At 35.1% G+C, this 25,223-nt stretch carries 18 protein-coding genes; 14 read left to right on the top strand and 4 right to left on the bottom strand.

The annotated features are described in order from the left end of the window. Positions 1–644 precede the first annotated feature (644 nt). Together CEF14_RS11890 and galE are read left to right on the top strand one after the other, a co-directional pair. Complete coding sequence (locus tag CEF14_RS11890) at positions 645–2,840, top strand: bifunctional glycosyltransferase/CDP-glycerol:glycerophosphate glycerophosphotransferase (protein WP_102693053.1); 2,196 nt, start codon at positions 645–647, stop codon at positions 2,838–2,840. Positions 2,841–2,907: 67 nt separating this feature from the next. Further along, positions 2,908–3,927 (top strand): UDP-glucose 4-epimerase GalE, encoded by a 1,020-nt coding sequence (galE, locus tag CEF14_RS11885; RefSeq protein WP_245890158.1) that lies wholly within the window; start codon positions 2,908–2,910, stop codon positions 3,925–3,927. A 582-nt stretch (positions 3,928–4,509) separates the two neighbouring features. Here the strand turns inward: galE and CEF14_RS11880 are convergent. Then, positions 4,510–8,109, bottom strand: coding sequence for a CDP-glycerol glycerophosphotransferase family protein (locus CEF14_RS11880; RefSeq protein WP_102693051.1), 3,600 nt, complete (start codon positions 8,107–8,109; stop codon positions 4,510–4,512). Positions 8,110–8,401: 292 nt separating this feature from the next. Between CEF14_RS11880 and CEF14_RS11875 the strand changes: the two genes are divergently transcribed. After that, positions 8,402–9,577, top strand: a complete 1,176-nt coding sequence (locus CEF14_RS11875) for a CDP-glycerol glycerophosphotransferase family protein (protein WP_102693050.1) — start codon at positions 8,402–8,404, stop codon at positions 9,575–9,577. Between the two features lie 162 nt (positions 9,578–9,739). On the opposite strand, the gene CEF14_RS11870 is transcribed toward CEF14_RS11875, so the two are convergent. Further along, positions 9,740–10,504, bottom strand: a complete 765-nt coding sequence (locus CEF14_RS11870) for a DeoR/GlpR family DNA-binding transcription regulator (RefSeq protein WP_102693049.1) — start codon at positions 10,502–10,504, stop codon at positions 9,740–9,742. 172 nt (positions 10,505–10,676) lie between these two features. Between CEF14_RS11870 and CEF14_RS11865 the strand changes: the two genes are divergently transcribed. The 9 genes from CEF14_RS11865 (at position 10,677) to CEF14_RS11825 (ending at position 21,645) form a co-directional block, all read left to right on the top strand. After that, positions 10,677–11,429, top strand: a complete 753-nt coding sequence (locus tag CEF14_RS11865) for an ABC transporter ATP-binding protein (RefSeq protein ID WP_102693048.1) — start codon at positions 10,677–10,679, stop codon at positions 11,427–11,429. Continuing rightward, positions 11,422–13,050, top strand: coding sequence for an ABC transporter permease subunit (locus CEF14_RS11860; RefSeq protein WP_102693047.1), 1,629 nt, complete (start codon positions 11,422–11,424; stop codon positions 13,048–13,050). The genes CEF14_RS11865 and CEF14_RS11860 overlap by 8 nt, the downstream gene beginning before the upstream one ends. 5 nt (positions 13,051–13,055) lie before the next feature. Then, complete coding sequence (locus CEF14_RS11855) at positions 13,056–14,033, top strand: extracellular solute-binding protein (protein ID WP_102694386.1); 978 nt, start codon at positions 13,056–13,058, stop codon at positions 14,031–14,033. 12 nt (positions 14,034–14,045) lie between these two features. Then, the gene (locus CEF14_RS11850) at positions 14,046–15,134 is read left to right on the top strand and encodes a 2-aminoethylphosphonate--pyruvate transaminase (RefSeq protein WP_102693046.1); all 1,089 of its coding nucleotides are present in this window, start codon (positions 14,046–14,048) and stop codon (positions 15,132–15,134) included. Then, entirely contained in the window at positions 15,134–15,940 is an 807-nt protein-coding gene (gene phnX / locus CEF14_RS11845; RefSeq protein ID WP_102693045.1) for a phosphonoacetaldehyde hydrolase, read from the top strand. Before CEF14_RS11850 ends, phnX begins: the two co-directional genes overlap by 1 nt. A 472-nt stretch (positions 15,941–16,412) precedes the next feature. Continuing rightward, entirely contained in the window at positions 16,413–17,228 is an 816-nt protein-coding gene (locus CEF14_RS11840; protein WP_102693044.1) for an ABC transporter permease, read from the top strand. A 23-nt stretch (positions 17,229–17,251) separates the two neighbouring features. Continuing rightward, complete coding sequence (gene tagH, locus CEF14_RS11835) at positions 17,252–18,049, top strand: teichoic acids export ABC transporter ATP-binding subunit TagH (RefSeq protein WP_102693043.1); 798 nt, start codon at positions 17,252–17,254, stop codon at positions 18,047–18,049. Between the two features lie 112 nt (positions 18,050–18,161). Next, positions 18,162–19,709: a glycosyltransferase gene (locus CEF14_RS11830; protein ID WP_102693042.1), complete on the top strand. Its 1,548-nt coding sequence runs from the start codon at positions 18,162–18,164 to the stop codon at positions 19,707–19,709. 358 nt (positions 19,710–20,067) lie between these two features. Continuing rightward, complete coding sequence (locus CEF14_RS11825; RefSeq protein ID WP_102693041.1) at positions 20,068–21,645, top strand: glucosaminidase domain-containing protein; 1,578 nt, start codon at positions 20,068–20,070, stop codon at positions 21,643–21,645. A gap of 174 nt (positions 21,646–21,819) precedes the next feature. On the opposite strand, the gene CEF14_RS19405 is transcribed toward CEF14_RS11825, so the two are convergent. Together CEF14_RS19405 and CEF14_RS11815 are read right to left on the bottom strand one after the other, a co-directional pair. Further along, positions 21,820–22,092, bottom strand: a complete 273-nt coding sequence (locus CEF14_RS19405) for a DeoR/GlpR family DNA-binding transcription regulator (protein ID WP_102693040.1) — start codon at positions 22,090–22,092, stop codon at positions 21,820–21,822. A gap of 417 nt (positions 22,093–22,509) precedes the next feature. Continuing rightward, entirely contained in the window at positions 22,510–23,382 is an 873-nt protein-coding gene (locus CEF14_RS11815; protein WP_102693039.1) for an EAL domain-containing protein, read from the bottom strand. Positions 23,383–23,952: 570 nt separating this feature from the next. Here CEF14_RS11815 and CEF14_RS11810 point away from each other — a divergent pair. Further along, the gene (locus CEF14_RS11810; RefSeq protein WP_102693038.1) at positions 23,953–24,366 is read left to right on the top strand and encodes a BlaI/MecI/CopY family transcriptional regulator; all 414 of its coding nucleotides are present in this window, start codon (positions 23,953–23,955) and stop codon (positions 24,364–24,366) included. Between the two features lie 3 nt (positions 24,367–24,369). Then, positions 24,370–25,218, top strand: coding sequence for a M56 family metallopeptidase (locus CEF14_RS11805; RefSeq protein WP_102693037.1), 849 nt, complete (start codon positions 24,370–24,372; stop codon positions 25,216–25,218). The last annotated feature ends 5 nt before the right edge of the window (positions 25,219–25,223 follow it).

Raw genomic sequence — 25,223 nt, 5'->3', positions numbered from 1 at the left:
AATTCCAAATAACAAAAGGATTTTATTTGAAAAAATTAGATCCTTTATACCTGCAGAAAATGTTGGGTAAATATCATTTTTTCTCATCAAATTCTAATTTTTAGATGAGATAATTTTAATAAAGCAAATGCTTAATTAATCATTATGCAAAATAACGAACATTCATGTAATACTATCAATTTTTGATTATGGTGAAGCTGAAGATGACGAGTCCTCAAAAAAAGCATTCCTATTTTCTTCGTGCAGAGTTAATCCAAGGAAGCTAATTCAAAGTCCGATGGAAACAGCTTGAGTTGAAAGCCCCACAGGAACGTTTAAAGGTCAAACCCTAAAACCAACCGTATCCCTGTAGCAATGGCTTCAGAGTCAACATCGTGTTAACCCGAGGAGATTGAAGCCAAACCAGTAAAAGTGCCATCTAGCAGATCGTGTTCGTTTTTAAAAAAATGGATTTAATTGTATTTAGAAATGAGTTCTTCTAATAATTACATTATTTATACCCAACAAAGATAAATTTTATCAAGTTATTGAGACTTAAAAAAGACGAAGACCAAAACTTAGAGTAAATGTTCTTTCGTTTTAATTGGTATAAAATTATAGAATTTCAAATTTGAAGAATTTATAGATAAAAAGAGGTGCCTTAAATGGAACAATGTGTAAGTGTAATTATACCCGTATATAATACAGAGGAGTTTTTAGAAGATTGTTTACGGTCAATTGTTAAACAAACATACAAAAATCTTCAAATCATCGTTGTAAACGATGCTTCAACAGACCAATCCACGAAAATTATCGATCAATTCACTGCTCAAGATCAAAGGATTGAAGTAATAGAAAATAATAAAAGAATGGGTGTAGGTTTTTCGCGAAATCTAGCCATGCAAAGAGCAACAGGTGAATACATATACTTTGTAGATAGCGATGATCTACTTCATGAACAAGCAATCGAAAAACTTCTTCAAGAAGCCCAACCCGAAACTATTTATACAGGTCGCATCGTGAAAATCACGAAAAAAGATAGCATAGAAGCATCACTTGAAGAACAAGAAAAGCAGGAAGAGCAAGAACTATTCCGTGCAAAAACGCTTCATCATTATGAATTTTTTAAGGATATGATTGTAGTAAATACTTTATTCCCAACACATCTTATTCAATCATTAAACTTAACATTTGATGAAAAAGTTGATAGTTATTCTGAAATCGCGTTTATGATGCCATTTTATATGCAATATAAAATGGTAAGAGTGAAATCCGCTTGTTATTTCCGACGCGATCGCAACGATCCGATTACCAATCCATCTCTCAATCAACGTAATCGTGATGAATTGCTACAAGACTTTGTAGATGTTTATATTCGTCTAAAAAACCACTACGCAAATGACGAAGAAGTGAACAAATATTTAGATAAGCAGCTTATTCAACTATATCGTTCAAAATTCATCTTACTGATGAAAGAAGAGGATAAAATTGAACCTGCTTTTCATTTACTTTCTAGCAGTATGAAGTTAGTTTCAAAGGAACGTGTGAAGAAACAAAACGTCGTAATACGTGGAGAACTTCGTGCATTACAAAATAAACAATTGAAGAAGTATCTTCGTGTGTTAAAACTCCATCATTTTGGTAGAGATACAAAGAAATCCCTAAAAAGTCTTAACAAATTTTATCGTCAAATTTATCGTGATGTTTTTATGAAGTTACCGTTAAAAGAAAACAAAATCGTTTTTGCCAGTTTTCTAGGAAAACAATATGCGGATAGCCCAAAGGCAATCTATGAATATATGGTCGAGCATTACCCAGAATATGAATTTGTTTGGATTTTCAACGAAACAGGTAGAAAGTTACCAGGCAATGCAAAACAGGTTAAAAGGTTAAGTCTTGCGTATTATTATCATTTAGCCACTGCAAAATATTGGGTCAGCAATATGCGACAACCCCTCCATCTGAAAAAAAGAGAAGGAAATATTTTCTTGGAAACATGGCATGGAACACCATTAAAAAGACTTGTTTTTGATATGGATGAAGTTTATTCAGCAAATCCAAAATATAAAAAGAACTTCTACCAACAGTCAAGACTTTGGGACTATCTTATTGCAGCAAATCCTTATTCATCAAAAATATTCAGATCGGCGTTTAAATTTGAGAAGAAAATGCTAGAATATGGATATCCGCGTAATGATACATTATACAAAAATAATAATGAAGAGTATATTACCAAAGTAAAGAAATCACTCGATATACCATTAGATAAAAAGGTCATTTTATATGCACCAACTTGGAGAGATGATGAATTTTACGAAGCGGGTAAATATAAATTCGATTTAAAATTTGATCTACAAAAGCTCCGCGAAAAACTAGGGAATGACTATATCATTATTTTACGGATGCATTATTTTATTGCTGACAACTTGAATATTGATGGATATGAAGGTTTTATCTATAATTTATCAAAATATGATGATATAGCAGATCTTTACTTAATCTCAGATATGCTTATAACGGATTACTCTTCTGTATTCTTTGACTATTCAAATTTACGAAGACCGATTCTTTTCTACGCATATGACCTAGAAAATTATCGTGATAAGCTACGTGGCTTTTATTTAGATTATGAAAATCAAATGCCGGGACCAATCGTAAAGACAACAGATGAAATGATTGATGCGATACAGAATATTGATCAAATCAATGCTCAATATAAAGACAAATACAATAATTTTTACGATCAAATTTGTTGTTGGGAAACAGGAAATGCAACAGAAAAAATAGTGCATGAAGTATTCAAAAAATCATCAAAACCAAAAGAGCACCAAAGTCACCTAAAAGACGAATCTCTCATATAAGATCCTAAATTGATTTATGTAGATTGAAGTGATGCTGATGCTCATTAAAAAAGCGAGGGAAAACATTTTGAAGGCTAAAAGCATTTTAGTAACAGGAGCAGCAGGGTTTATTGGATCACATACATGTGTAGAGTTGTTAGAAGCCGGGTATAAAATAGTGGCACTCGATAATTTGCATAATAGTAGTGAGACTGCACTTCAACGAGTAAAAGAGATAACAGGAAAAGATTTTCCATTTGTAAAAGGTGATATTCGGGATCAGCAGATACTAAATCAACTTTTTACGGATTATCAAATTGATGGTGTTATACACTTTGCTGGATTAAAGGCAGTTGGTGAATCAGTTGAAAATCCACTACTATATTACGAAAATAACGTGCAAGGATCTATTGTTCTCATAAAGGCTATGCAACGTCATAATGTAAAGAAAATCGTCTTTAGCTCATCAGCAACTGTTTATGGTATTCCAAAAGTAGTTCCAATTGATGAGACCTTCCCATTAAGTGCCATCAATCCATACGGTCAAACAAAGCTGATGGTCGAACAAATACTTCAAGATGTAGGGTTGGCTGATCCAGAATGGCGAGTCGCACTACTGCGTTACTTTAATCCAATTGGAGCTCATGAAAGTGGCAAAATCGGAGAAAATCCATCTGGTATTCCAAATAATTTAATGCCGTATATTACACAGGTTGCAGTCGGAAAACGTGAAGTGTTATCTGTCTTTGGGGATGATTACGATACACCAGATGGAACAGGTGTCCGAGATTATATCCACGTTGTAGACCTGGCAAAAGGACATTTAAGTGCATTAGAATATTTATCTGATCATACGGGTGTAGAAGCTTTTAATTTGGGAACAGGTAATGGTTATAGTGTACTTGAACTTGTTCATGCATTTGAAAAAGTGTCAGGTAAGAAAGTTCCTTATCAAATAACAGAGCGCAGAGCAGGAGATAGTGCAATTTGTTATGCTGATACAACAAAAGCAGAGCAAAATCTTCATTGGAAAGCACAATATGATATTGAAAGAATGTGCGAAGATGCTTGGCGCTGGCAATCTAATAATCCCAACGGATTTAACTAAACAAAGAGGACCACGAAAACAAATTGTTTTTCGTGGTCCTCTTTATTGTTAAGAAGAGTCACTCTATGGATAATAGGGACATAAATTAGACGAAACGCGGATACAATTTGAAAATCCGCGAGTAAATTGCGAGAGAACGCGAGTATTTCCCCACAGAACGCGAGTAAAATCACTGAACTCGCGAGTAACCTCTGAACCCAAGAATGCTCTTTATTGAGCGCGGCAAGATTTTGGTTGTAAAGAAAAATTCGGCCGCGGATAATAAGAGCATCTAAGGTTTGAGCTGATATCTAGGACATAAAGTAGCTAAAACGCGGATACAATTTGAAAATCCGCGAGTAAATTACGGGAGAACGCGAGTATTTCCCCGCAGAACGCGAGTAAAATCACTAAACTCGTGAGTAACGAGTGCCCCCAAGAAAGCTCCTTATGGATCGCGGCAAGAATTCAATTGTAAAGAAAAAATAGGCCGCGGATGATGGGAGTAGTCTAAGTAAATAAAATGCCTGCCCAGAAAATCGGTTTCTACCGATATCCACGGGCAGGCATTTTTCTATTCACAAATTTTCTTTAAATATTCGACTAATCTCGAATTTCACGATAGAAGTTTTCAATTGCTTGTTGGTTATAAGTACGGTAGTCAAATTCTTTAAATGACATATTTGGTTCTAAATAGATTTTCTTCATCGCTTTATAAATACTTTCTACAGAAGTATCTTCGGTTAATAAGCCGTAGTCTCCATTTGCTAAAGCGGCACGATTTGCAACAATATTTGTTGCGACAATTTTCATTTTCAATGTTAATGCTTCGAGTAATACCATTGGCTGTCCTTCATATTTTGATGACAGAACAAAAACATCGCATTGCTTCATAAATGAGAAGGGGTTATCTAATTGCCCTGTTAAGAATACGGAATCCTTTAGATTTAATTTTTTTACTAAGGAATCTAATGATTTTCTTAACTGGCCATCGCCCAATAGATATAACTTGGTATTTGGGTATTCTTCATGAATTTGAGCAAATGCTTTAATTAGCTTATCTTGTGCTTTTTCTGGTGATAGACGACCCATTGTAACAAATTTAAAGGAATCATCATCATTTAACTGAATAATATTGTTGTGAATATCAATCCAGCAATTATAAGGTGTTACAACTTTTTTCTCTACCCAGCCAATTTTTTGGTCACCATCATAAAGTAATACAGAATGACCGTGCCCTGTACGCATTTCTTTTTTCACCGTTACTGCTTTTAAATGCAGTTCATCCGGTAATAAGAAGTCAGCAACTTTTGCTGTAGTAGGAAGCTCTTTATATACTTCAACTGAAGCTGTTTCAACAATCGCAGGGTACGTAATATCCTTTTCATCGATGAACACAGAATAATCGTCAGGAACTAATCGAACACTACGGCTATCAATCCAACCTTCGACATAGCTCCCTTTTTTTATAAAGTAATAGACGTGCTCTTTAAATACTTGTTTTTTATGAACATAAATAAGCTTACCCCGTAAATCTTTTTTATGTTTGACAATTTGACTATCTGGTCTAGTTGGAGGCTCTGTAAAAAGTTTATAGCCATCAATATCTTCTAAAATATAGCCATATTGTTTTACTTTTTCCTCTATTTTCGCAAGTCGATGCGCTTTATCAATCAATTCCTTATGCTTATTATAGTGGAATTGCACATAGGTATTTGCAATGGCACGTGAAAGAAAATTACGATTGGCCATTGACCCTATTTTATCTAATAAGGTAACTGCATTACTGTTGATCCAGCCAAGCTCATGATGATCGATTGATATGAAGTAGTAGGAGGCTTGTGGTGTTACAGCCATTTTTGAAATGTGTACAATCATATCTTTGAAAAATGTGACGTCAGATTTCTTGTGAGCCCCTGGCGCACCAAAAGGTAAATTCCATACATAATATTTAGGTGATACGTTTGTAAGCTTTCCAAAAGTATTCATAACCTGATACGTAATATTTACATCTTGTTCATTGTCATATGGATTAATCAATAATAGAGATGCCTTACACCATCCAACATAAATATCATTGATCATGATTTTACAATAATCTTCATTATGCCAGTGATATTTAGCCAAAACATGGATATCATCATCTACTCGCACAACATGATCGATAGTTGGGTTTCCTTGAACAATCTCGTCAAGTGTTTGATAAATAGAAGCAGTTTTAAGTGATGCCTGCCATTGACCGATTTCATTTGTTAAAACGATATGAGAAACATCTTTATGTTCATCAAATACTTTTTTAGGTGGGTTTAAAATCCGATTTGGGTCAATCGTATTTACACAAAAACCAAATTGTTCATCTGTTGTAAATTTTGTTAGTTTAGATTGATTTAATTCCATAGTGGCTTCAGAAACAGCCAGTAATTTATCAAATTGATAATAGACGGAGAACATGGTCAGTAAATTTTGATAGTGTGGTTTAACACCATTAACTGTACGATTTCGATCGGCTTTCATATCACTGTGTAAAAAACAAATTTTACGTTTACTATTAGATGCTAATATCAGCTTTGACCAATAATAACTGTAGCCACTAAAGTCAATGGCATAGTCAAAATGGACGCCACCAGTGAGTCTTCGAATTTCGCGTTCATACGCCTTTGTCGGATAGTGTGGCTTCAACTTGGGTGTTAGACCATGTGTACGAATAAGTCGATCAAGAACAGCTTCCCGGAATGTATAAACGGGTACACCTGGTTTGAAAAGAAAACGTACTTTTGGATGAATGCGACTTTGGTTATACAAGACTTCTTCTTTGCTTGAAGCAGCTACAAATGCAGTCACATCGTAACGGTCATAATCAATATTATTGGTTAGGTTGATAAAACTATTAGTGATCCCATTATTGATTAGTCCACCAGGATAGATGAAAATCTTTTCTTTTTTATTTTCAAAACGTACAATTTTTAATCCATCTACAGATTCCTTGTTAAATACTAAACGATATAAACGATCCGTAACATTGCCATCGTCATAAGCGACAAAACGTTTTTTAGCAGTTTGATAAACATCTTTATATTCTTTTTGAACATCATCAATATGAAGAATCGCATTCGCTACATCATGAATATGTTCATAAATGGGGCCTGGTAGTTCTTTTTCATCTAAGTACATACCACGATTTTGAGCATATAAGTCTTTGTCCCATGCATAGAACAAAATAGGCTTGTCCGTCACTAAATAGTCGAAGAATACACTTGAATAGTCAGTGATTAAAACATCTACAACACTTAGTAATTCATTCATATCCATTTTATCTGATACGAGTCTACTTTGAGCCTCTGGGTAATTTGTGGCTACATCATATAAGAATGGATGAACCTTCATCAGCACATGATAGTGAGGTCCAATTTGTTCCGCTAAATAATCCATTTCGGCAATAATTTGTTTCATATTATCATCAGCGTTATTAGTATCTGTTCCTTTCCAAGTAGGAGAGTACAATACAATCTTCTTGTTTGACGAAACAGCCAGACCTTGTTGGTTTAATTGTGCTACGATCTCTTCACGCTTTGAATTGAATGTTAAATCATTGCGTGGATAACCCATCTCTAAAATAGAACCTTCATAAATCCCATCTAAACGGAATGCATTGGCAAAAAGCTGGGTAGAATGTTCATTTGGACTAATAATATAATCAGCATTCAAAAAGTTACGAACGACATTTTGACTTCCAGAAGGATTCCCCGGAATATCATAGCCCATATATTTTAAAGGTGTTCCATGCCATGTATTAATGTAGATTTGTTCAGGTCGAGGAACGAAGAATGATTGGAAAGTAGAGTTATTCAATAAATACTGTGCTTGTACAAGCCATTTTAAATAATCTTCGCTATTACGTTCAACAAATGTTACGTTTGGCATCTCACGATAAGGGGCAATCACCTTTTCCAACTCTTCGGAAGATTGAATGGACCATATATGTTGATATTTTTTATCTGTGTCATGTTCTAAAATATATTTGAATACTGCGAAAGGGGAATCAGTTACACTTTGACCGTCCCTAACTTCATATAAGATGGCATGATCGATAATAGGTAATGTATCATAGTATTTTGTGTATAATTGATTTCTTCGATGGGCTTCTTTATGGTTTCGGTCATCTAAAACTTCTTTAAAATTTCCATATAGTTCATTTATGATCATCGAAAATCACCTCGTTTACATTAAAATAGTACCTTTCGTATAGTAGCACTTTTTTGAGTCTAATAAGAGCAATTTAATTATTTTTTAATGAAAAAACGACGAAAATTTCTAAATTAGTTAAATTTATCGATACGAATTCAGTAACTTATTGTCCTTCAAAATGACACAAATATACCTAGTTTAAAAGTTGCGATTATAGAGCCTGATTGATGGACGTGCCTATCTATGTTATGATAATTGGCAGGTTAATTTTTTACATAAACTTTTTAATACCACATGAAAGAGTGAAAAGATGATGTTGAAAAACAACAAAACATTTAAGAAATATTTTGAGAAGGCTTTCCGCTTTATAGGACGCAAAGCACCTCGTATTAAAAACTTGGTCATTTTTGAAAGCTTCCATGGTAAACGTTATAGCGATAATCCAAGAGCCATTTATGAATATATGAAAGAACATAATCCAGAATATAAACTAATTTGGAGTGTTGATAAAGAAAGTATCCCATTGTTCGAAGAAATGGGCGTTCCTTATATGAAACGATTCACTCTAAAATGGTTATTTACTTTCCCACGTGCACAATATTGGGTTAACAACGTACGCTATCCAAAATGGATGACACGACCAAAAGATACAGTCTATCTTCAAACTTGGCATGGTACACCACTCAAAAAACTAGGAACAGACATCGAAGAAGTTCATATGCCTGGTACAAAAACCAAGAAATACCGCAAGAACATCAAAGCGGAATCTAAAAACTGGAGCTATCTTGTAGCACCAAACCCATATACTCATGAAATTCTTGCGCGTGCATTCCATTTCAGTGGACCAATGATTGATTCAGGTTACCCACGTAATGATGCACTCCAAAACCAAAATCCAGCGAAAATTGCAAAAATCCGAAAATCGCTGAATATACCAGATGATAAGAAAATTGTCCTTTATGCACCAACATGGCGTGATGACCAATTCTTCAAAAGAGGAAAGTACAAATTCAAATTCCAATTTGATATTCAAAAACTAAAAGAACAATATGGTGACGATTTTGTATTACTTGCACGTATGCACTATCTAGTATCCGAAAACTTTGACTTCAGTCAATATGGTGATTTTATCAAAGACGTTTCAAATTACTATGATATCGCAGACCTATACTTAATCAGTGACCTATTAATCACAGACTACTCATCCGTATTCTTCGACTATGCGATCTTAAATCGCCCAATTATCTTCTATATGTATGACCTAGAGGATTATCGAGATCGCCTACGCGGTTTCTATATCGACATCGAAGCAGATGCACCAGGGAAAATCGTTCAAAACGAACAAGACTTATTTGAAGAAATCGGACGTGCCCTTAAAGAAGGACACTACTCACAAGAACAATTCGACCGCTTTAACGAAAAATTCTGCGTTTGGGAAGATGGCAAAGCAGCAGAACGCGTCGTCAAACAAGTATTCGGAAAATAATAGATAAAAGCCCTACCGACAAACGGTAGGGCTTTTATTTTGTGGTAACCAGAAGAAATTGAATCCTCGCCTACAATTTAAGACTTCAAAAATAACAATACCCCACATGAATTCTCTCAAAACTATCATGATTCCAAGAAAAAGCAATGGAATCTGCTTATCTTAAGTTGTTGCTAGAATTAAAGACACACCATTTTCAGTAAAACGTTTTTTAGTGGCTTCTGATAATTTGTCATCTGTTACAATAGCCGTTACGTCGTTTAATGAACAAATTTGTACCATTACATCCTTATTGAATTTTGTATGATCACAAGCTAGATATGTTTCTTTTGAAATTTCTATGATTTTTCTTCTTGTCACTGCTTCTTCAAAACTAAAATCGGATATACCATTTTCTAAAGAAACCCCACTTGCGCATATAAATGCTTTGCTAATATTTAAGCGGTCAAAGTTAAATAAGAAATCATATGTGGTAACGGATTGTTCCGAGTGGCGAATTTTTCCGCCAATCATAATGACATCAATGTGACTTGCTAATAATTCCATAACAATTGGCAAAGAGTTTGTCACTACCGTTAAATGCTGAAACGATTTAATGTATTGGACGAATTGTAATGTTGTCGAGCCACTATCTAAGAAAATACATTCACCTTCTTGAATAAAGGTGCAACATTTCTTTGCAATCACTCTTTTTGCGACTAGGTTTGTTGTTAGTCGTTGTTCAATGAGTGATTCACCTAATTCTAGTTCCTTTAGCTTAATCCCTCCATATACCTTTTCAACTTTATCTTCTTGCACAAGCGTTTGAATGTCGCGACGAAGCGTTTCAATTGAAATATTTAAACGTTCTGCAAGTACTGGAAGCTTCATCAGTTTCTCTTCTAACATAATATCCATAATCAGTTGTTGCCGTTTTAGTGGAAACATTTTATCACCTGTTCTTCTTAGTTTTCAGTTTTTAGTTTCTAAAATGATTATATATAACTTAGTTAAAAGTTTGTCATGATTATATCAACATTTACTCAACATTTACAAAGCATAATTACTCTCTTTACATTCCTTTTTTATACTAAATGTAAGAAAACGGGAGGTGAGTGATTTGCTTCAATTAAAAAATGTAAGCAAACGCTATAAAAATAAAGTCATTCTTGAAAACGTGAATTTGACATTTCAGCAAGGAGAAATTATTTCACTACTTGGCCCAAGTGGAAGTGGCAAAACTACCCTACTAAATATGATTTTAGGACTGACACCTATTTCAGAGGGACAAATACTATTTAATAACCAAGACATAAGTAATGTGCCAATGAAAAATCGAGATTTTAATATTGTTTTTCAAGATTTTGCACTTTTCCCTCATTTAAATGCATATGACAACATTACTTATGGATTTAAAAACAAAAAAGAAAAAATGTCTAGAGAAGAAATTCAAAAATATATCGATTTTTTAGAGCTGGGTCCTCATTTAGATAAAAAAATTCATGAATTATCCGGAGGGCAAAAACAACGTGTATCAATCGCTAGAACCCTCATCATGAAACCAAAAATTCTCTTAATGGATGAACCACTAAGCGCACTTGATGGTGTGATTAAAGAATCCATCAAAGAGCGAATAAAATCAATTGCGAAAGAATTTAACTTAACGACCATTATTGTTACACATGATCCAGAAGAAGCACTTACGATGTCAGACAAAGTGGTCATTATTAATGATGCTCAAATTGCACAGTTTGGAACGCCAGAAGAAATCGTATCAAAACCACAAGATCTGTTTGTTGAGAATTTTATTTTGAAGCAATTACAAGTAAAGCGACAAAATATCTTTAGATTATTTGGTGAAGCTTATGCATAGTACAAAAAGAGCGATGAAAATAGCATTTGTGCCACTCATCTTGTTCTTTATCCTATTTCTTGTAGCGCCTATGCTGATGACAATTTGGCAATCACTTTATACGGATCGCGTGTTTAGTATAAGCCCTTATCTAGAGGCATTTACATCGAGTGAAATTATGATGGCGATGTGGAACAGTTTAAAGGTTTCATCCGTATCAGCACTTGTCACAACAGGTATAGCCTTTTTTCTCGCTTATTCTATTGAAATGACGAATGTCGCAAAACCTGCGAAGAAATTCATACAGTTTGGCATTACACTTCCCATGTTTTTACCTACGATTACATATGGATTTGTACTAATTTATGTATTTGGCAATCAAGGGTTATTAACAAAACTGATTGGAAAACCACTTTTTGCGATATATGGATTTAATGGATTATTAGTTGGTTACATATTATACACGTTACCAGCGGCATTTATTTTGATTCAAAATGCTTTCTATTATGTTGATAAGAGATTTTTACTCGTATCGGATTTAATGGGTGATCGATTTATACGCAAGTTTTACCATACCATTTTTAGACCTATGCTTGGGGCAATAGGTGGAGCATTTGTATTAACCTTTGTCCTTAGCTTTACAGACTTTGGGATTCCTGCCTCGATAGGTGGGACATATGAAGTGATTGCTACAACGCTATATCAAACAATGCTTGGTTCCATACCAAACTTCCAGCAGGGAGCAGTGATTTCCGTTTTAATGCTTATCCCAGCAATTGTTAGTGTGGTATTACTTGGAGCATTGGAAAAGTTGAATTTTCAGCAAACCACCATTTCTACAACTGAACTTACGATGAATAGGTGGAGAGATGTAACATTTGGTACTGTAGCCTCGATTGTGGCAATTGTTGTGCTTGGAATCTTTGCCATTATGTTTGTAGCACCTTTTACTGTTGCCTACCCATTTAACTTAACATTTACACTGGATTTCTTGAAACGGTTTATACAAATGGATGAATTAACGACTGTTTATTGGCATTCGATTTTTGTAGCGCTATTTACAGCAATTGTTGGCGTAGTCGTTGCTTTCACAAGTGCCCTATTAAGTGCTCGAACAACTGTAAAAGGGCACAGATCATTTGATTTCATTGCCATGATGACAAATACCATTCCAGGAATGGTACTTGGTCTAAGCTATTTATTTCTCTTCAATAATAGTTCCTTAAAGGGCACCTTTATGATTATCATCATTTGCAATATTATTCACTTCTTCACAACACCCTATTTAATGGCAAAGAATGCGCTTCAAAAGATGGATTCAAATTGGGAGGTGATCGGCGAATTATTACATGATTCTTGGTTCCAAACCGTATACCGAGTTATCATCCCAAATGTAAAATCAACCATTCTTGAAATGTTTAGTTACTTTTTCATTAATGCGATGGTCACTGTAAGCGGGATAATCTTCTTAGTATCAACTGAAACATTATTAGTTTCTGCAAAGATTAAAGAGTTACAACATTTTAATAAGTTTAATGACATCTTTATCTTATCGATTTTCATTCTAGCAACAAATGTATTGATCAAACTAATTTGTGAATTTTGGCTATATAAACAGAAGAAAAAGGAGAACGCAAAATGAAAAAAATAAAAAATTCAGTTTGGCTATTACTCATTTGTAGTATTGTGCTCGTGTTAACAGCTTGTAGTGGGAAAGCATCAGAGAATGATAAGGTGATCATCTATTCCAATGCGGATGAAGAAGCGATCACAGCCATGGAACAAGCATTAAAGGATGAAGGCTTATCAGGCAAATATATCATTCAATCGATGGGGACTTCTGAACTTGGAGGCAAAATGATTGCTGAAGGAAATAAGATAGAAGCAGATGTTGTAACAATGGCTTCTTATTTCATCGATAGTGCTCAAAAGAAAAACAATATGTTTACAGATATTAAAGGTTCAAAGGAGGCAATTGATTCCCAACCCTCTTATGCATTACCGATTTTAGGGAATATGGGTGCTATCTTCGTCAATACAGAAGTGTTAAAGCAAAAGAAACTAGATACACCAACGTCTATCGTTGATTTAACGAAACCTGAATATAAAGACTTAGTATCTATTCCAAACATTATGGATTCTTCAACAGGCTGGTTATTAATCCAAGCTATTCTTCATCAATATGGAGAAGAAAAAGGGAAAGAAGTATTGCATAACCTTTTAGCAAATGTTGGTCCACATCTTGAAAGTTCAGGTTCTGGTCCGATCAAGAAAGTTCAAACAGGTGAAGTAGCAGTAGGGTTTGGCTTACGTGCACAAGCTGTAAATGCAAAAGTAGAAGGTCAACCCATTCAATATATCGATCCGACAGAAGGAAATTTCTCATTAACTGAATCTGTAGCAGTAGTCAATAAAGGTGGCGACAAACAAAAATTAGCGATGAAAATTGCAAAAGTCATTGCAGATAAAGCAAGACCAGCCCTATTAAAACAATATCCTGTTGCTCTCTATAAAGGTGAAACAGTAGCAAAGGAGCATGAACCAAAACACGCAACAAAATGGGAAACACCATTAACTGTTGATTTACTAGAACAACATCAAGCATTTTTCAAAAGTGCCCAATAAGGAGAGAATACAATGAATCGCTATAAACTATTAACACCCGGACCATTAACAACTACTGATGCAGTCAAGAAACAAATGTTAGAAGATCGTTGTACGTGGGATGATGAATATAAGTCGATTACACAACAAATTCGTAAAGAATTAGTTCGAATTGCAGGCACAACAGAAGATAAATACACAGCAGTTTTGATGCAAGGAAGTGGAAGTTTTGTCGTAGAATCTGTTTTAACATCAGTAGTTGCTGACGAGGACATGCTACTCATTATTGCAAATGGTGCTTACGGTGAGCGTATGGCACAAATGGCGAAAATAATAGGTCTACAGCATGAAGTTTACAACGTACCATACAATGAGTATCCAACTCTTCAACATGTAGAAGAGTTACTAAAAGACCAAAATTTCACGCATATAGCAATCGTACATTGCGAAACAACAACAGGCATTTTGAATCCTATTGCAGAGATTGGCAATATTGCGAAAAAATATAACGCAACATTTATCGTAGATGCAATGAGTAGCTTTGGTGGCGTTGAGATGAACATTGAAGAATTACAAATTGACTACTTAATAAGTAGTGCAAACAAATGTATCCAAGGTGTACCAGGTTTTGGATTTGTCATTGCCAACAAGGAAAAACTTTTAGACACAAAAGGTACTGCGAGAAGTGTTTCATTAGACTTATATGATCAATGGCGCGTGATTGATGTGGATGGCAAATGGCGTTTTACATCGCCAACCCATGTTGTAGCAGCATTTGCAGAAGCTCTGAAAGAACTTGCCGAAGAAGGTGGCGTCAAAGCACGAACTGCACGATATGCTGCAAACAATGCTTATATACGTCAACGTTTAGCGAAAGTGAACATGCATGCTTATATTGATGAAGCGAAACAATCGCCAATTATCTCAACATTCTTGTTTCCAAATGCTGAATTTAACTTCCAAGATTTCTATGAAAATATGAAAAAAACAGGATTCGTACTATATCCAGGAAAACTAACGGATGTTGATACTTTCCGTATCGGGAATATCGGCGATGTTTCAATAGAGGATTTAAGCGTATTATGTGATGCAATCGATCAATATATGGGAGTGAATGTATAATGGCGAAAATTGAAGCGGTAATTTTAGATTGGGCAGGAACAACAGTAGATTTTGGCTGCTTTGCTCCAGTCAATGTGTTTGTGAATATTTTCAAAACAGCTGGTATTGATGTATCGATTGAAGAAGCACGAAAACCGATGGGCATGTTGAAAATTGATCATATCCGTACAATGCTAGAGATGTCTAGAATTCAAGAGGAATGGCAAAATCGATATAATCGCCCTTCAAACGAAGAAGATGTAAATACACTTTACGCTCAATTTGAAGAAGAGCTAATGGCTACATTAGCAACTTATACAGATCCGATTCCAACAGTGATTGAAACAATTGCTCATTTAAAAGAGAAAGGCATTAAAATTGGCTCAACAACTGGTTACACTGCCTCCATGATGGAAGTTGTCACAAAACACGCTAAGCTAAAAGGCTATACACCAGATTATTTAGTTACACCTGATGATACAAACAACTATGGGCGTCCATATCCATATATGATTTTCCACAATCTAGAAGCATTAAATGTATCTTCTGTAACAGCTGCTATTAAAGTAGGGGATACAGTATCAGATATGAAAGAAGCAGTAAACGCAGGGATTCCAGCTGTAGGTGTGATTATTGGAAGCTCTGAAATGGGACTAACCCAAGAAGAATTTCTATCATTAAGTAATGAACAAAAGAATGAAATCATCAAAAAAGTTCGTGCAACCTTCTTAGAAAACGGGGCAAGTTATACCATTGATACGATGGCAGATTTGCTTCCTTTAATTGATCAGATAGAAGAAAAACAAATGCAAGCGAATATTCAATAAGGAAACATAATCTCATCTAAAAGTGCCCTTAGAGTGGACAGTTGAAACGTCTACTTTGAAGGGTGCTTTTATTTATAAAGAGTTTACTTTATGGTTACAGTAACTAGTTTGAAAATGTTTATTTTGATAAGTTATTATGAAGTAAATCTGTCTGCTATTAAAATGATTTCTGTTCGGATATTTACAATTACTCTTTCATAAAAATGCCTATTGCACGGACGGAATATTTTTCATTAATATGTTATACTATGTGAAGTGTTTTTCTATTGATATCAAGTAATGTTATATGTGGATTTTCATACTTCAAATAATGAATAATTGAATGGGATGTGGATGCATTTTTCACTTATATTCATGCTTCTGTACAGCTCGAGAAAGTTATTGGAAATTACCAATTTAACGATACTTATGAGTAAACAAAATACTACTAGTTAAAACAAATTCAATATATGAAATTGAGGAAAAAATCGAAATGAGAGCACTTATTAAAATTATAAAAGAACAAGTAAATTCTTTTTATTTGATTATGCGCTTAGCAAAATTCCAATTACGCATTGACAATCAGAATAACTATTTGGGCTTTGCATGGGAGATTCTCAACCCAGCAATTCAAATGGCAATGTACTGGTTTGTTTTTGGATTTGGTGTGCGAGGAAACCAAGAAATCAATGGAGTGCCATATATCTACTGGATGCTAGCTGGAATCTCGTTCTGGTTCTTTATTCAAAAAGCGATTTTAAATGCTTCCAAATCTATTTACCAAAGATATTCAATGGTCGCCAAGATGGACTTCCCATTATCGGTGCTACCTAGCTACATTATTATGAGCAAATATTACGGACACCTTGTATTAGTCGGTATCATCATGATTGTCTTTTGGATTGCAGGCTATTATCCAAGTATATATTACATACAGTTAATATACTTCTTAGCCATGAGTTACATTCTTGCATTTGCTATCACACTTTTAACATCTACCATAACTGTTGTGGTTCGAGATGTTCAAATGCTCATTCAATCACTACTACAAGCAATGTTTTTCTTATCACCAATTCTTTGGGACCGTTCAGGCTCAGCGACGATGCCCGAATGGATTCAAAATATTTTGATGTTGAACCCATTCTACTATTTAGCAAACGGCTATCGAGCATCATTGCTATACAATGATTGGTATATCGTGTCACATTGGGAACTAACACTATACAACTGGGGGCTCATCTTAGTTTTACTACTAATTGGCTCATCAGCACACTATAAATTCAGAAACCGCTTCTCTGACTTTATCTAAAAACCGTATGGAGGAGAGTATTCATGGCGGAATCAGTCATTATCAAAAATGTAACAAAAACATATCGTATGTATAAAACAAAGGGTGAGCAACTAGGTGATCTCATTTTCCCTGGGAAAAAGGGAAGTAACTTCAATGCTGTCGAAAACATTTCCTTTGCAGTAGAAAAAGGGGATGTCGTTGGCCTTGTTGGGATCAATGGCTCAGGGAAATCAACCCTTTCCAATATAATCGGTGGCCTTGTTCCCCCAACTTCTGGCGAGGTAATTGTCAACGGGGAAGTAAATGTCATCGCGATCAACGCTGGACTAAGCAATCAGCTAACAGGAATCGAAAATATCGAATTCAAATGTTTGCTAATGGGCTATAGTAAAGAGAAAATCGCCAAGGTGATGCCTGAAATCATCGAATTCTCAGAGCTCGGGGATTTTATCTACCAACCTGTTAAAAAGTATTCCAGTGGTATGAAATCGAAACTTGGTTTTGCAATCAGTGTCACAGCAGACCCCGATATTCTGATTATCGACGAAGCCCTGTCTGTAGGGGACCAAACCTTTGCGGATAAGTCACTTGCGAAGATGAATGAATATAAAAAACGAGGTAAAACGATATTCTTTGTTAGCCATAATTTAAGCCAAGTAAATAGTTTCTGTACGAAAATCGCTTGGATCGAAGGCGGCCATTTAAGAGAATTCGGCCCAACAAATGTAGTGATGAAAAACTACTCAGCCTTTATCAAAAAATATCATAAACTTCCTGCCGAAGAACAAAAAGCGTTCCGAGATAAGCTCGCTAATCGACGTAAACAAAGTAAAAAATAGATGGAAGAATAAAAAAGTACTTTAATTTCTTCTTCAAAATCACGGATTGAACCTATTTCAATCCGTGATTCACTCTTTTTTCTTACATATCGTAAAAGGATGTGACTTTCTAATGAAAAGAACAATATATATGACAGCATGGGATATGGACGTTGAAAAAGGTGGCGTCAACAAAGTCATGCTTCACCGCTCTGCACTATTTTCAAATAATGATTACCGTTCTGTCCTGCTCACAATGGACTTTAAAATGGACTACCCTGAAATCGCATCAGAACTACGTGCAACAGGACAACTAGGTAAAGATGTTGAAATCATAAATGTCTATGATTACTATCGTGAAAAGTTTGCTGAAAAAGATGTATCAAATTCACAAAAAGAACGTTATGAACAAAATATAAAAAAATTCGAAGGTGACTATTGGGTTCAAGATGGGGGCTATTTTGCTCGCTATTTTATGAATGGTACTTATATTAAATATAAACAATGGGATGATGACGGTATTCTAAAATTCATCGATTATTTTGATGAAAACCGTGTGCGAATCCGCCGTGAAGAATTTCACAAAGATGGCTTTAAAATTCGCGAAACACTGTATCACCCAGCCAACAACAAAAAGAACCAAGAACGCTACTTCACACCAGATGGCTTCTGCTTCTTAACGATGTGGTTTAACTATCAAACAGGTAAACAACAGCGTATCTATTTATTTGATCCAGCATACAAAAAAGTAGAAGACTTTGCGAATCGTAAAGAATTCCATACGTATTGGCTTGAAGAACTATGTCGCACCGAAGTAGTGAAACCAGTCGTGATCGTAGATGGAGCAGCGACAGCAGAACGTGTCATCGAAATGGACGATGATTTAGCATACAAAATTTATATGCTACACTCCAATCATTTTGAAGAACCTTATACACTTGGTAGTCCGTATCGCGAAGCAGTCCAACCGATTTTGGACATTATTCCAAAAGGCTTCCCTGTAGTTGTGCTTACTGAACAGCAACAACTTGACTTACACAAAGAAATCGGCAATCGCGGCAATATCCACGTCATTCCAAACTGTGTCGAACTACCAGTAGCCAAAGTAGAAAAAGATCCGCTACTTGTTTCACTTGTAGCACGTTACGCCAAAGACAAACGCATCGACCACGCGATCGAGGCATTCCTTGAAGTAGCCCGAGATGTCCCAGGTGCCAAACTTGAAATCTATGGAGCAGGCGATGAGGAAGACAATCTAAAGAAATTAATCAAAAAGCTAAAAGTACAGCACAGCGTCAAACTAAAAGGCTATACAAATCGTACTGATGAAGTTTTTGCCAAATCAATGGTCTCACTTGTCACCTCAAAAGCAGAAGGATTCAGCCTTGTTATGCTTGAATCATTTGCCAACCGTACACCAGTTGTAAGCTACGAGATCAACTATGGCCCAGCCCAAATTATCAAAGATGGCGAAACCGGCTATCTAGTCCCAGATGGTGACATCGAAGCACTTGCAGACCGCATCAAACAACTGTTAGAAAAACCAGAAGACGCCAAACAAATGGGCAACAACGCCTTCAACCTAATCGAAGCATCATACACACCAGAAAGCTACTACAATAAATGGCGTGACCTAATCGAACAAACCATTGCAGAAGATCGCCAAAAACCATTGTTATAGTAACATGCAAACAGCCTCAGAATTGAGGCTGTTTTTTTGGTTGGGATAAGAAAAAGAATAGCCAAGATTTCATCATATATCTATGAAAAATGAAAAACAAACCCATTCATTAATATCCGCGAAATAGAGACCATAGTCCGCGAAAAACAATGAAATATCCGCGATATCAGGGTTTCAATCCGCGAAAAAAAGAATTGAATCCGCGTTTAGAATAATTTAAGTCATTCCAAAACAACAGAATTCACGTCTCCCCCCTCCCCTCGACAATTTCCAATATAAAATCCTATCTCATGTTTAAATCACTACCAATTTCGGTTACAATAACCATATATAACAAATCCACTGAAAGGAGAGCACAATGAACAGGACACTTAAAATAATCGGCATGATACTCACAATACTATTATCAACGGTCTTCATCTCACACGGACAAGCCTCTGCGAAAGAATCGGAATCTTTCGTCAAAAAAGAGGTCAATGAACTGGCCTACATCAAATCGAAAACCGACAAAATCTACAAAAGCCCTGATAACAAAAAAGACTTCCAATTAGCCAATACCACCTACACAGGCAGATCCTTTTACGTCAAAAATAAAACGACAATCGATAAGAAAACCTACTATCAATTATTCCAAGGCTCCAAAGAAATTGGGTGGGTAGAATCAACTGACTTAAAACGCAACACACGTACACTGCTAAATACAACAAAATCTACTGTATACATAGCGGGGTCAGGACAAGCCTTCAATATGCCTTGGGGTGGCACCAAAAACAAAGTCTTTACGCTAAGTGATGATCGTGCCAAAGCATTTAAAATCACACGTACCGAAAAGATTGGTACAGCGAAATGGTATCAAGGAACACTAAATGGTAAAACGGTTTGGATTTCATCAGCAAATGTAGAAACCAACCCATACATTGCCCTCAACCTTAGAAAAACATCTAACATTACAGTAGATGAAATGCGTGCCTTCCTATTGAGCAAAGGGAAATTACCAAACAATGTTCTTTACAAATTAGCGCCAACATTTATCACATTACAAAAAGAAGCAGGCATAAATGCACAATTTATGTTCGCACATTCTATCTTAGAAACAGGTTGGGGAAGTTCCACCATTTCACTGTACAAAAATAACTACTTTGGCTATCAAGCATATGATACATGCGCACTCACCTGTGCAAAATATTTTCCAACAGGAAAAGATGGTTTAACTGCCTATGCCTACAAAATTTATCGTGATTACTTAACAACAACAGGTCCCTATTATAACGGTCCAACACTGCTAGGTATGAACGTAAAATATGCAACAGACAAAGGGTGGAGTGAGAAAATTGCTAATTTGATGGCTCAAATCAAACCTTACGATAGCTCATATTACAATGACAAGGTAGCAAGTACAAAGGTATTCCAAGCACCTAAAGAGTACAATAACGTCATTCCAGAAACCAAAACTCAACCAGAGCAATACCGGATCATGCCATCAAGCATTACGGCAAAAGTCGATGTTTCATCAGGAGCAATCGTATACAGCCTCCCATATATCTACTCAGCTCGATATGGTATCTATCAAAAAGGTAAGGCCATCACATTAAAGGCATATCATACGGATGTCCGTGACTTCAAAAACGAAAGCGGCAAAACAGTTCGCTGGTATCGTATCCAGTATAGTGGCAAACAAGCATGGGTTCGTAGCGACCAAATCGCCGTTTCAAACCTAGGCTTCACTAGCGACACAGCAAACCTAAGGAACGGAGCGGATACAAAATATACAAAAGTAGCATCCGTCAACAAAAACATGCCCATCAAATTTGTCACAAAAAACAACAAATACGTAACAAAGAAAGATAAAAACAAAACCACTTGGTACCAAATCTACAAACCAGGCACAACAAAAAAAGTTTGGATCAGCGGTTCACTTATTCAAATGTATAACTAACAATAATGGGATCACCTCTTATATACGGGTGATCCCATGTTATTTTTTCTAGAGAATCTATTCAGATGTATTTTTATATATTTATTAGAGAAGGCCATTTACAACAGTTATAGAACTAGTGAAAATGGCCTTCTCTTTCCTATTTGATGGAAATAGTATTCGATTATCATTTTTTTAAGCTTTCGCTACTATTAAAGATACACCATTTTCCGTGAATCTTTTTTCAGTGGCTTCTGTTAATTTGTCATCTGTTACAATTGCCGTCACATCGTTTAATGAACAAATTTGCACCATTACATTTTTATTGAATTTCGTATGATCACATGCTAAATATGTTTCTTTTGAGATCTCTATGATTTTTCTTCTCGTAACGGCTTCTTCTAAACTAAAATCAGATATACCATTTTCTAAAGAAACCCCACTTGCGCATATAAATGCTTTGCTAATATTATATTTAAGCGGTCAAAGTTAAATAAGAAATCATATGTGGTAACGGATTGTTCTCCAAAAGTAGACGTTATTCTGTATGAATATGATGGGGCAGGCAATCGAACCGTTCGAAAAGCCATTATCCAAGGAGCAAAAGAGGATAAGCAGAAGACCATAACAACAGAAGAATTGATAGGAAGGAATGCTTTTAAATTTCCAAGGATCTGCTAATTAAAGGACTTTGAGGTATCTATCTAAAAGCTTTTTTTCATGGATTGAGTAACGAATAAAAGAACTTTAATGAGGAGTTATTTTTTGTGTAAAAGATACTATTAAATTAGACTTTTTAGCACCGAAAATCCGAGGATCTTGCCCAAATGAAGAGTCCTAAACCACTAAAATGGCTTAGGACTTTCTTTTTTGAAAGGATCAATTTCACAGATAATCTGGTGAACTATTAGGAATACTACCATTCAGTATTTCCATTTTGGGTTTACCTAGTGCGTAACCTTGCCCATAATGAATTCCAACAGATTGAAGGTATTTTATTTCTTCTAAATGTTCTAAGCCTTCAGCAATAATTTTTGTATTAGATTGTTCTGCATAATCATATATCATCGAAGCTAGTTTTTGGCTGGCCTCATTATGATGAATATTTTGAATAAGTGAACGATCTAATTTGACAAACTCTGGTTTTAGGTAGATTAATGTCTTTAAACTATTATAGCCAGAGCCCACATCATCAATAGCAATGCGATAACCCTGTGAACGATAATTGGAGAGAACTCGCTCAAATTCTTGGTAATCTGTGACAGCACTACGCTCCGTTATTTCAAAAACGACTTGATTTGGTTGTAGTCCAACATTTTCTAAAAGTTTTAATGTTTCGCCATTGTGATAGTTTTTATCCATTAGAATTGATGGATGGACATTTAAAAATAATGTGTAATGTTTTGCAATGGAGTTTTCCGAAAGTCTAGTCATATATCTTTGTAAAGAAAGATTCCTACAAAACTTTTCAAATGCAAAAACCATATCCGTTTGCCCAACAAATTTATAAAACACATCGGCATTTGAAAATAATTTTGAGTTAGATGGTCTATTTAACGCCTCAAAGCCAAATGTTTCATCTGTATGCAAATTGACAATGGGCTGAAAAAATGTGTTTAGCTTTTCGCTTTTTAATATTTTTTTTAGTTCATTGTATCTTTTGAAATTCAAGAGATCCTCATGACGCCGGCTATATAAGTATTTTAAATATGAGAATGGGTTAACAGGTGAATCCCCGGAATATAGTGAAAAATTCATACGATCTCCTTATGTATAAAGGTGTTTTTCCTTATTTTAATGTTTTATTGTTAAAGCAATGTTAATTTTTTTTAAAGACTTGTAAATGACAGGCGCCCTAAACATTCAATTATGAAAAATTTAATTCGAGAGGGTTTATCTCATGTTAAATTAGATATAAAGATTTTAATATTGAATATGACCAACTTGTTGTTGCGAGATTTATAAATGAGAGAATAACTGGAGTATTTTTGACAGAAGATACTTATCGTTCTCTAAACGACTTGCTACAAAAATAAGCATTAAGCTTCGCTATTAATTATTATAGGGGGAAGTGTATTGGCAAATTTAGGGAAATGTATACCGATAAATGGATTGCCATATTGGTTGCATTCTAATGTTGGTCTATTATTCGTTTTTATACAGTTTGATCGAGTTTAAAGCTTTTGTTTCATTTTAAGTCTATATTGTAATTGGAAATTAATCTTACCAATATCATTTCCAAATATCTCGATTTCAAAGAATAAATAATTGACGCCCCAACCATCTCACACTACAATGAGTAATGTAACAATGTGAGGTGGCCTAATCATGAAAATTCGTAAATTTAAAATGCATGAAAGTGGATTGAACCGCTTTTTTGGACCGCTCGAAGCCAAGATCATGGACATTTTATGGAACAATGATGAAATGACCATCAAAGAAGTTCAACACTTTCTTGAAAAGGAGAAAGCGGTGAACTTTAACACGGTTATGACTGTGATGAATCGGTTAGTAGAAAAGGAGATTCTTCAAAAGAGAGCAGAGGGAAGATCCTCTATGTACAAACCTATTCAATCGAGAAATGAGTTTTTGGACACGCAATCAAAAGAAATGACGAATGAATTGATGGATGAATTCGGAAATGTGGTAGTAAGTCATATGCTCGATGCACTGGAAGACGTAGATGATGAGTTAGTCGCGAAACTTGAGATGAAGATTAAAGAACTAAAAAAGGATCGATAGCATATGGAAAAACGTCAATCAAAGACCATGTTCATCGTGTCACTTTTAATTTACGGAACTATTTTTACTCAAATGGCGTTATATGTTATTGCCTATTTCGTTGGTTGGGATATGAAATTTAATCTTGTGGATGCATGCCAAAGTGCATTAAAAGCAATCGGTATGGCATCACTTAAATATGCTCTCGACGCATTGGTCATCTATACTCTAGTATTCTCTGGATGGAAACTCGGATCTCAATGGATCCAAACGATGAAGATGAAAAGAAAATTCCAGCAATATCGAGAGAACAAGCTAACAATTGATTTAAATAAACAATACAGCATTAAAAAAGAATCCATTTTGGTGATTTCCTATCCTGTGCCACTTGCTATTACAATGGGATTTATTTCTCCTAAAATCATGATTTCAACTGGACTGATGAATCTCTTAACAGAAGAAGAACTAGAAGCAGTTATTTATCATGAAATGTATCATCAAAGAAATGATGATCCGCTTAAACTATTTTTGTTATCACTTTGTGCATCGTCCATGGCCTATATACCTATCTTAAAATGGTTCAATCAAAAATATAGAATTATACAAGAAGTAATGGCCGATCACTTAGCGATTGAAAAACAAGCCACATCTATGTACATAGGTAGTGCTTTGTTGAAAATGTTGAAGGTAGGAAAACTAAATTCAATGCCATTTGTTTATGCGTCTTTCGCAGATACATCTGTAAATTACAGAATTGAATATATATTAAATCCTTTAAAGGATCGTCAACTAAAGATTCCAATGAAAATAGCTTTCAAATCATTTACGATTTTTAGCTTAATCTGTATCTTTTTTATTTACGCGCTTGCGTAAATTTT

It is taken from the genome of Rummeliibacillus pycnus (assembly GCF_002884495.1).
GTDB lineage: Bacteria > Bacillota > Bacilli > Bacillales_A > Planococcaceae > Rummeliibacillus > Rummeliibacillus pycnus.
This window is presented reverse-complemented; position numbering and strand designations above follow the sequence as displayed.

What these genes read in the sequence shown, in the direction of transcription:
- CEF14_RS11850 (WP_102693046.1), top strand. Translation starts at nt 14,046, where the DNA reads ATGAATCGCTATAAACTATTAACACCCGGACCATTAACAACTACTGAT.
- CEF14_RS11825 (WP_102693041.1), top strand. Translation starts at nt 20,068, where the DNA reads ATGAACAGGACACTTAAAATAATCGGCATGATACTCACAATACTATTA.
- CEF14_RS11840 (WP_102693044.1), top strand. Translation starts at nt 16,413, where the DNA reads ATGAGAGCACTTATTAAAATTATAAAAGAACAAGTAAATTCTTTTTAT.
- CEF14_RS11810 (WP_102693038.1), top strand. Translation starts at nt 23,953, where the DNA reads ATGAAAATTCGTAAATTTAAAATGCATGAAAGTGGATTGAACCGCTTT.
- phnX (WP_102693045.1), top strand. Translation starts at nt 15,134, where the DNA reads ATGGCGAAAATTGAAGCGGTAATTTTAGATTGGGCAGGAACAACAGTA.
- CEF14_RS11860 (WP_102693047.1), top strand. Translation starts at nt 11,422, where the DNA reads ATGCATAGTACAAAAAGAGCGATGAAAATAGCATTTGTGCCACTCATC.
- CEF14_RS11805 (WP_102693037.1), top strand. Translation starts at nt 24,370, where the DNA reads ATGGAAAAACGTCAATCAAAGACCATGTTCATCGTGTCACTTTTAATT.
- CEF14_RS11830 (WP_102693042.1), top strand. Translation starts at nt 18,162, where the DNA reads ATGAAAAGAACAATATATATGACAGCATGGGATATGGACGTTGAAAAA.
- CEF14_RS11875 (WP_102693050.1), top strand. Translation starts at nt 8,402, where the DNA reads ATGATGTTGAAAAACAACAAAACATTTAAGAAATATTTTGAGAAGGCT.
- CEF14_RS11880 (WP_102693051.1), bottom strand. Translation starts at nt 8,109, where the DNA reads ATGATCATAAATGAACTATATGGAAATTTTAAAGAAGTTTTAGATGAC.
- CEF14_RS11870 (WP_102693049.1), bottom strand. Translation starts at nt 10,504, where the DNA reads ATGTTTCCACTAAAACGGCAACAACTGATTATGGATATTATGTTAGAA.
- CEF14_RS11815 (WP_102693039.1), bottom strand. Translation starts at nt 23,382, where the DNA reads ATGAATTTTTCACTATATTCCGGGGATTCACCTGTTAACCCATTCTCA.
- CEF14_RS11890 (WP_102693053.1), top strand. Translation starts at nt 645, where the DNA reads ATGGAACAATGTGTAAGTGTAATTATACCCGTATATAATACAGAGGAG.
- tagH (WP_102693043.1), top strand. Translation starts at nt 17,252, where the DNA reads ATGGCGGAATCAGTCATTATCAAAAATGTAACAAAAACATATCGTATG.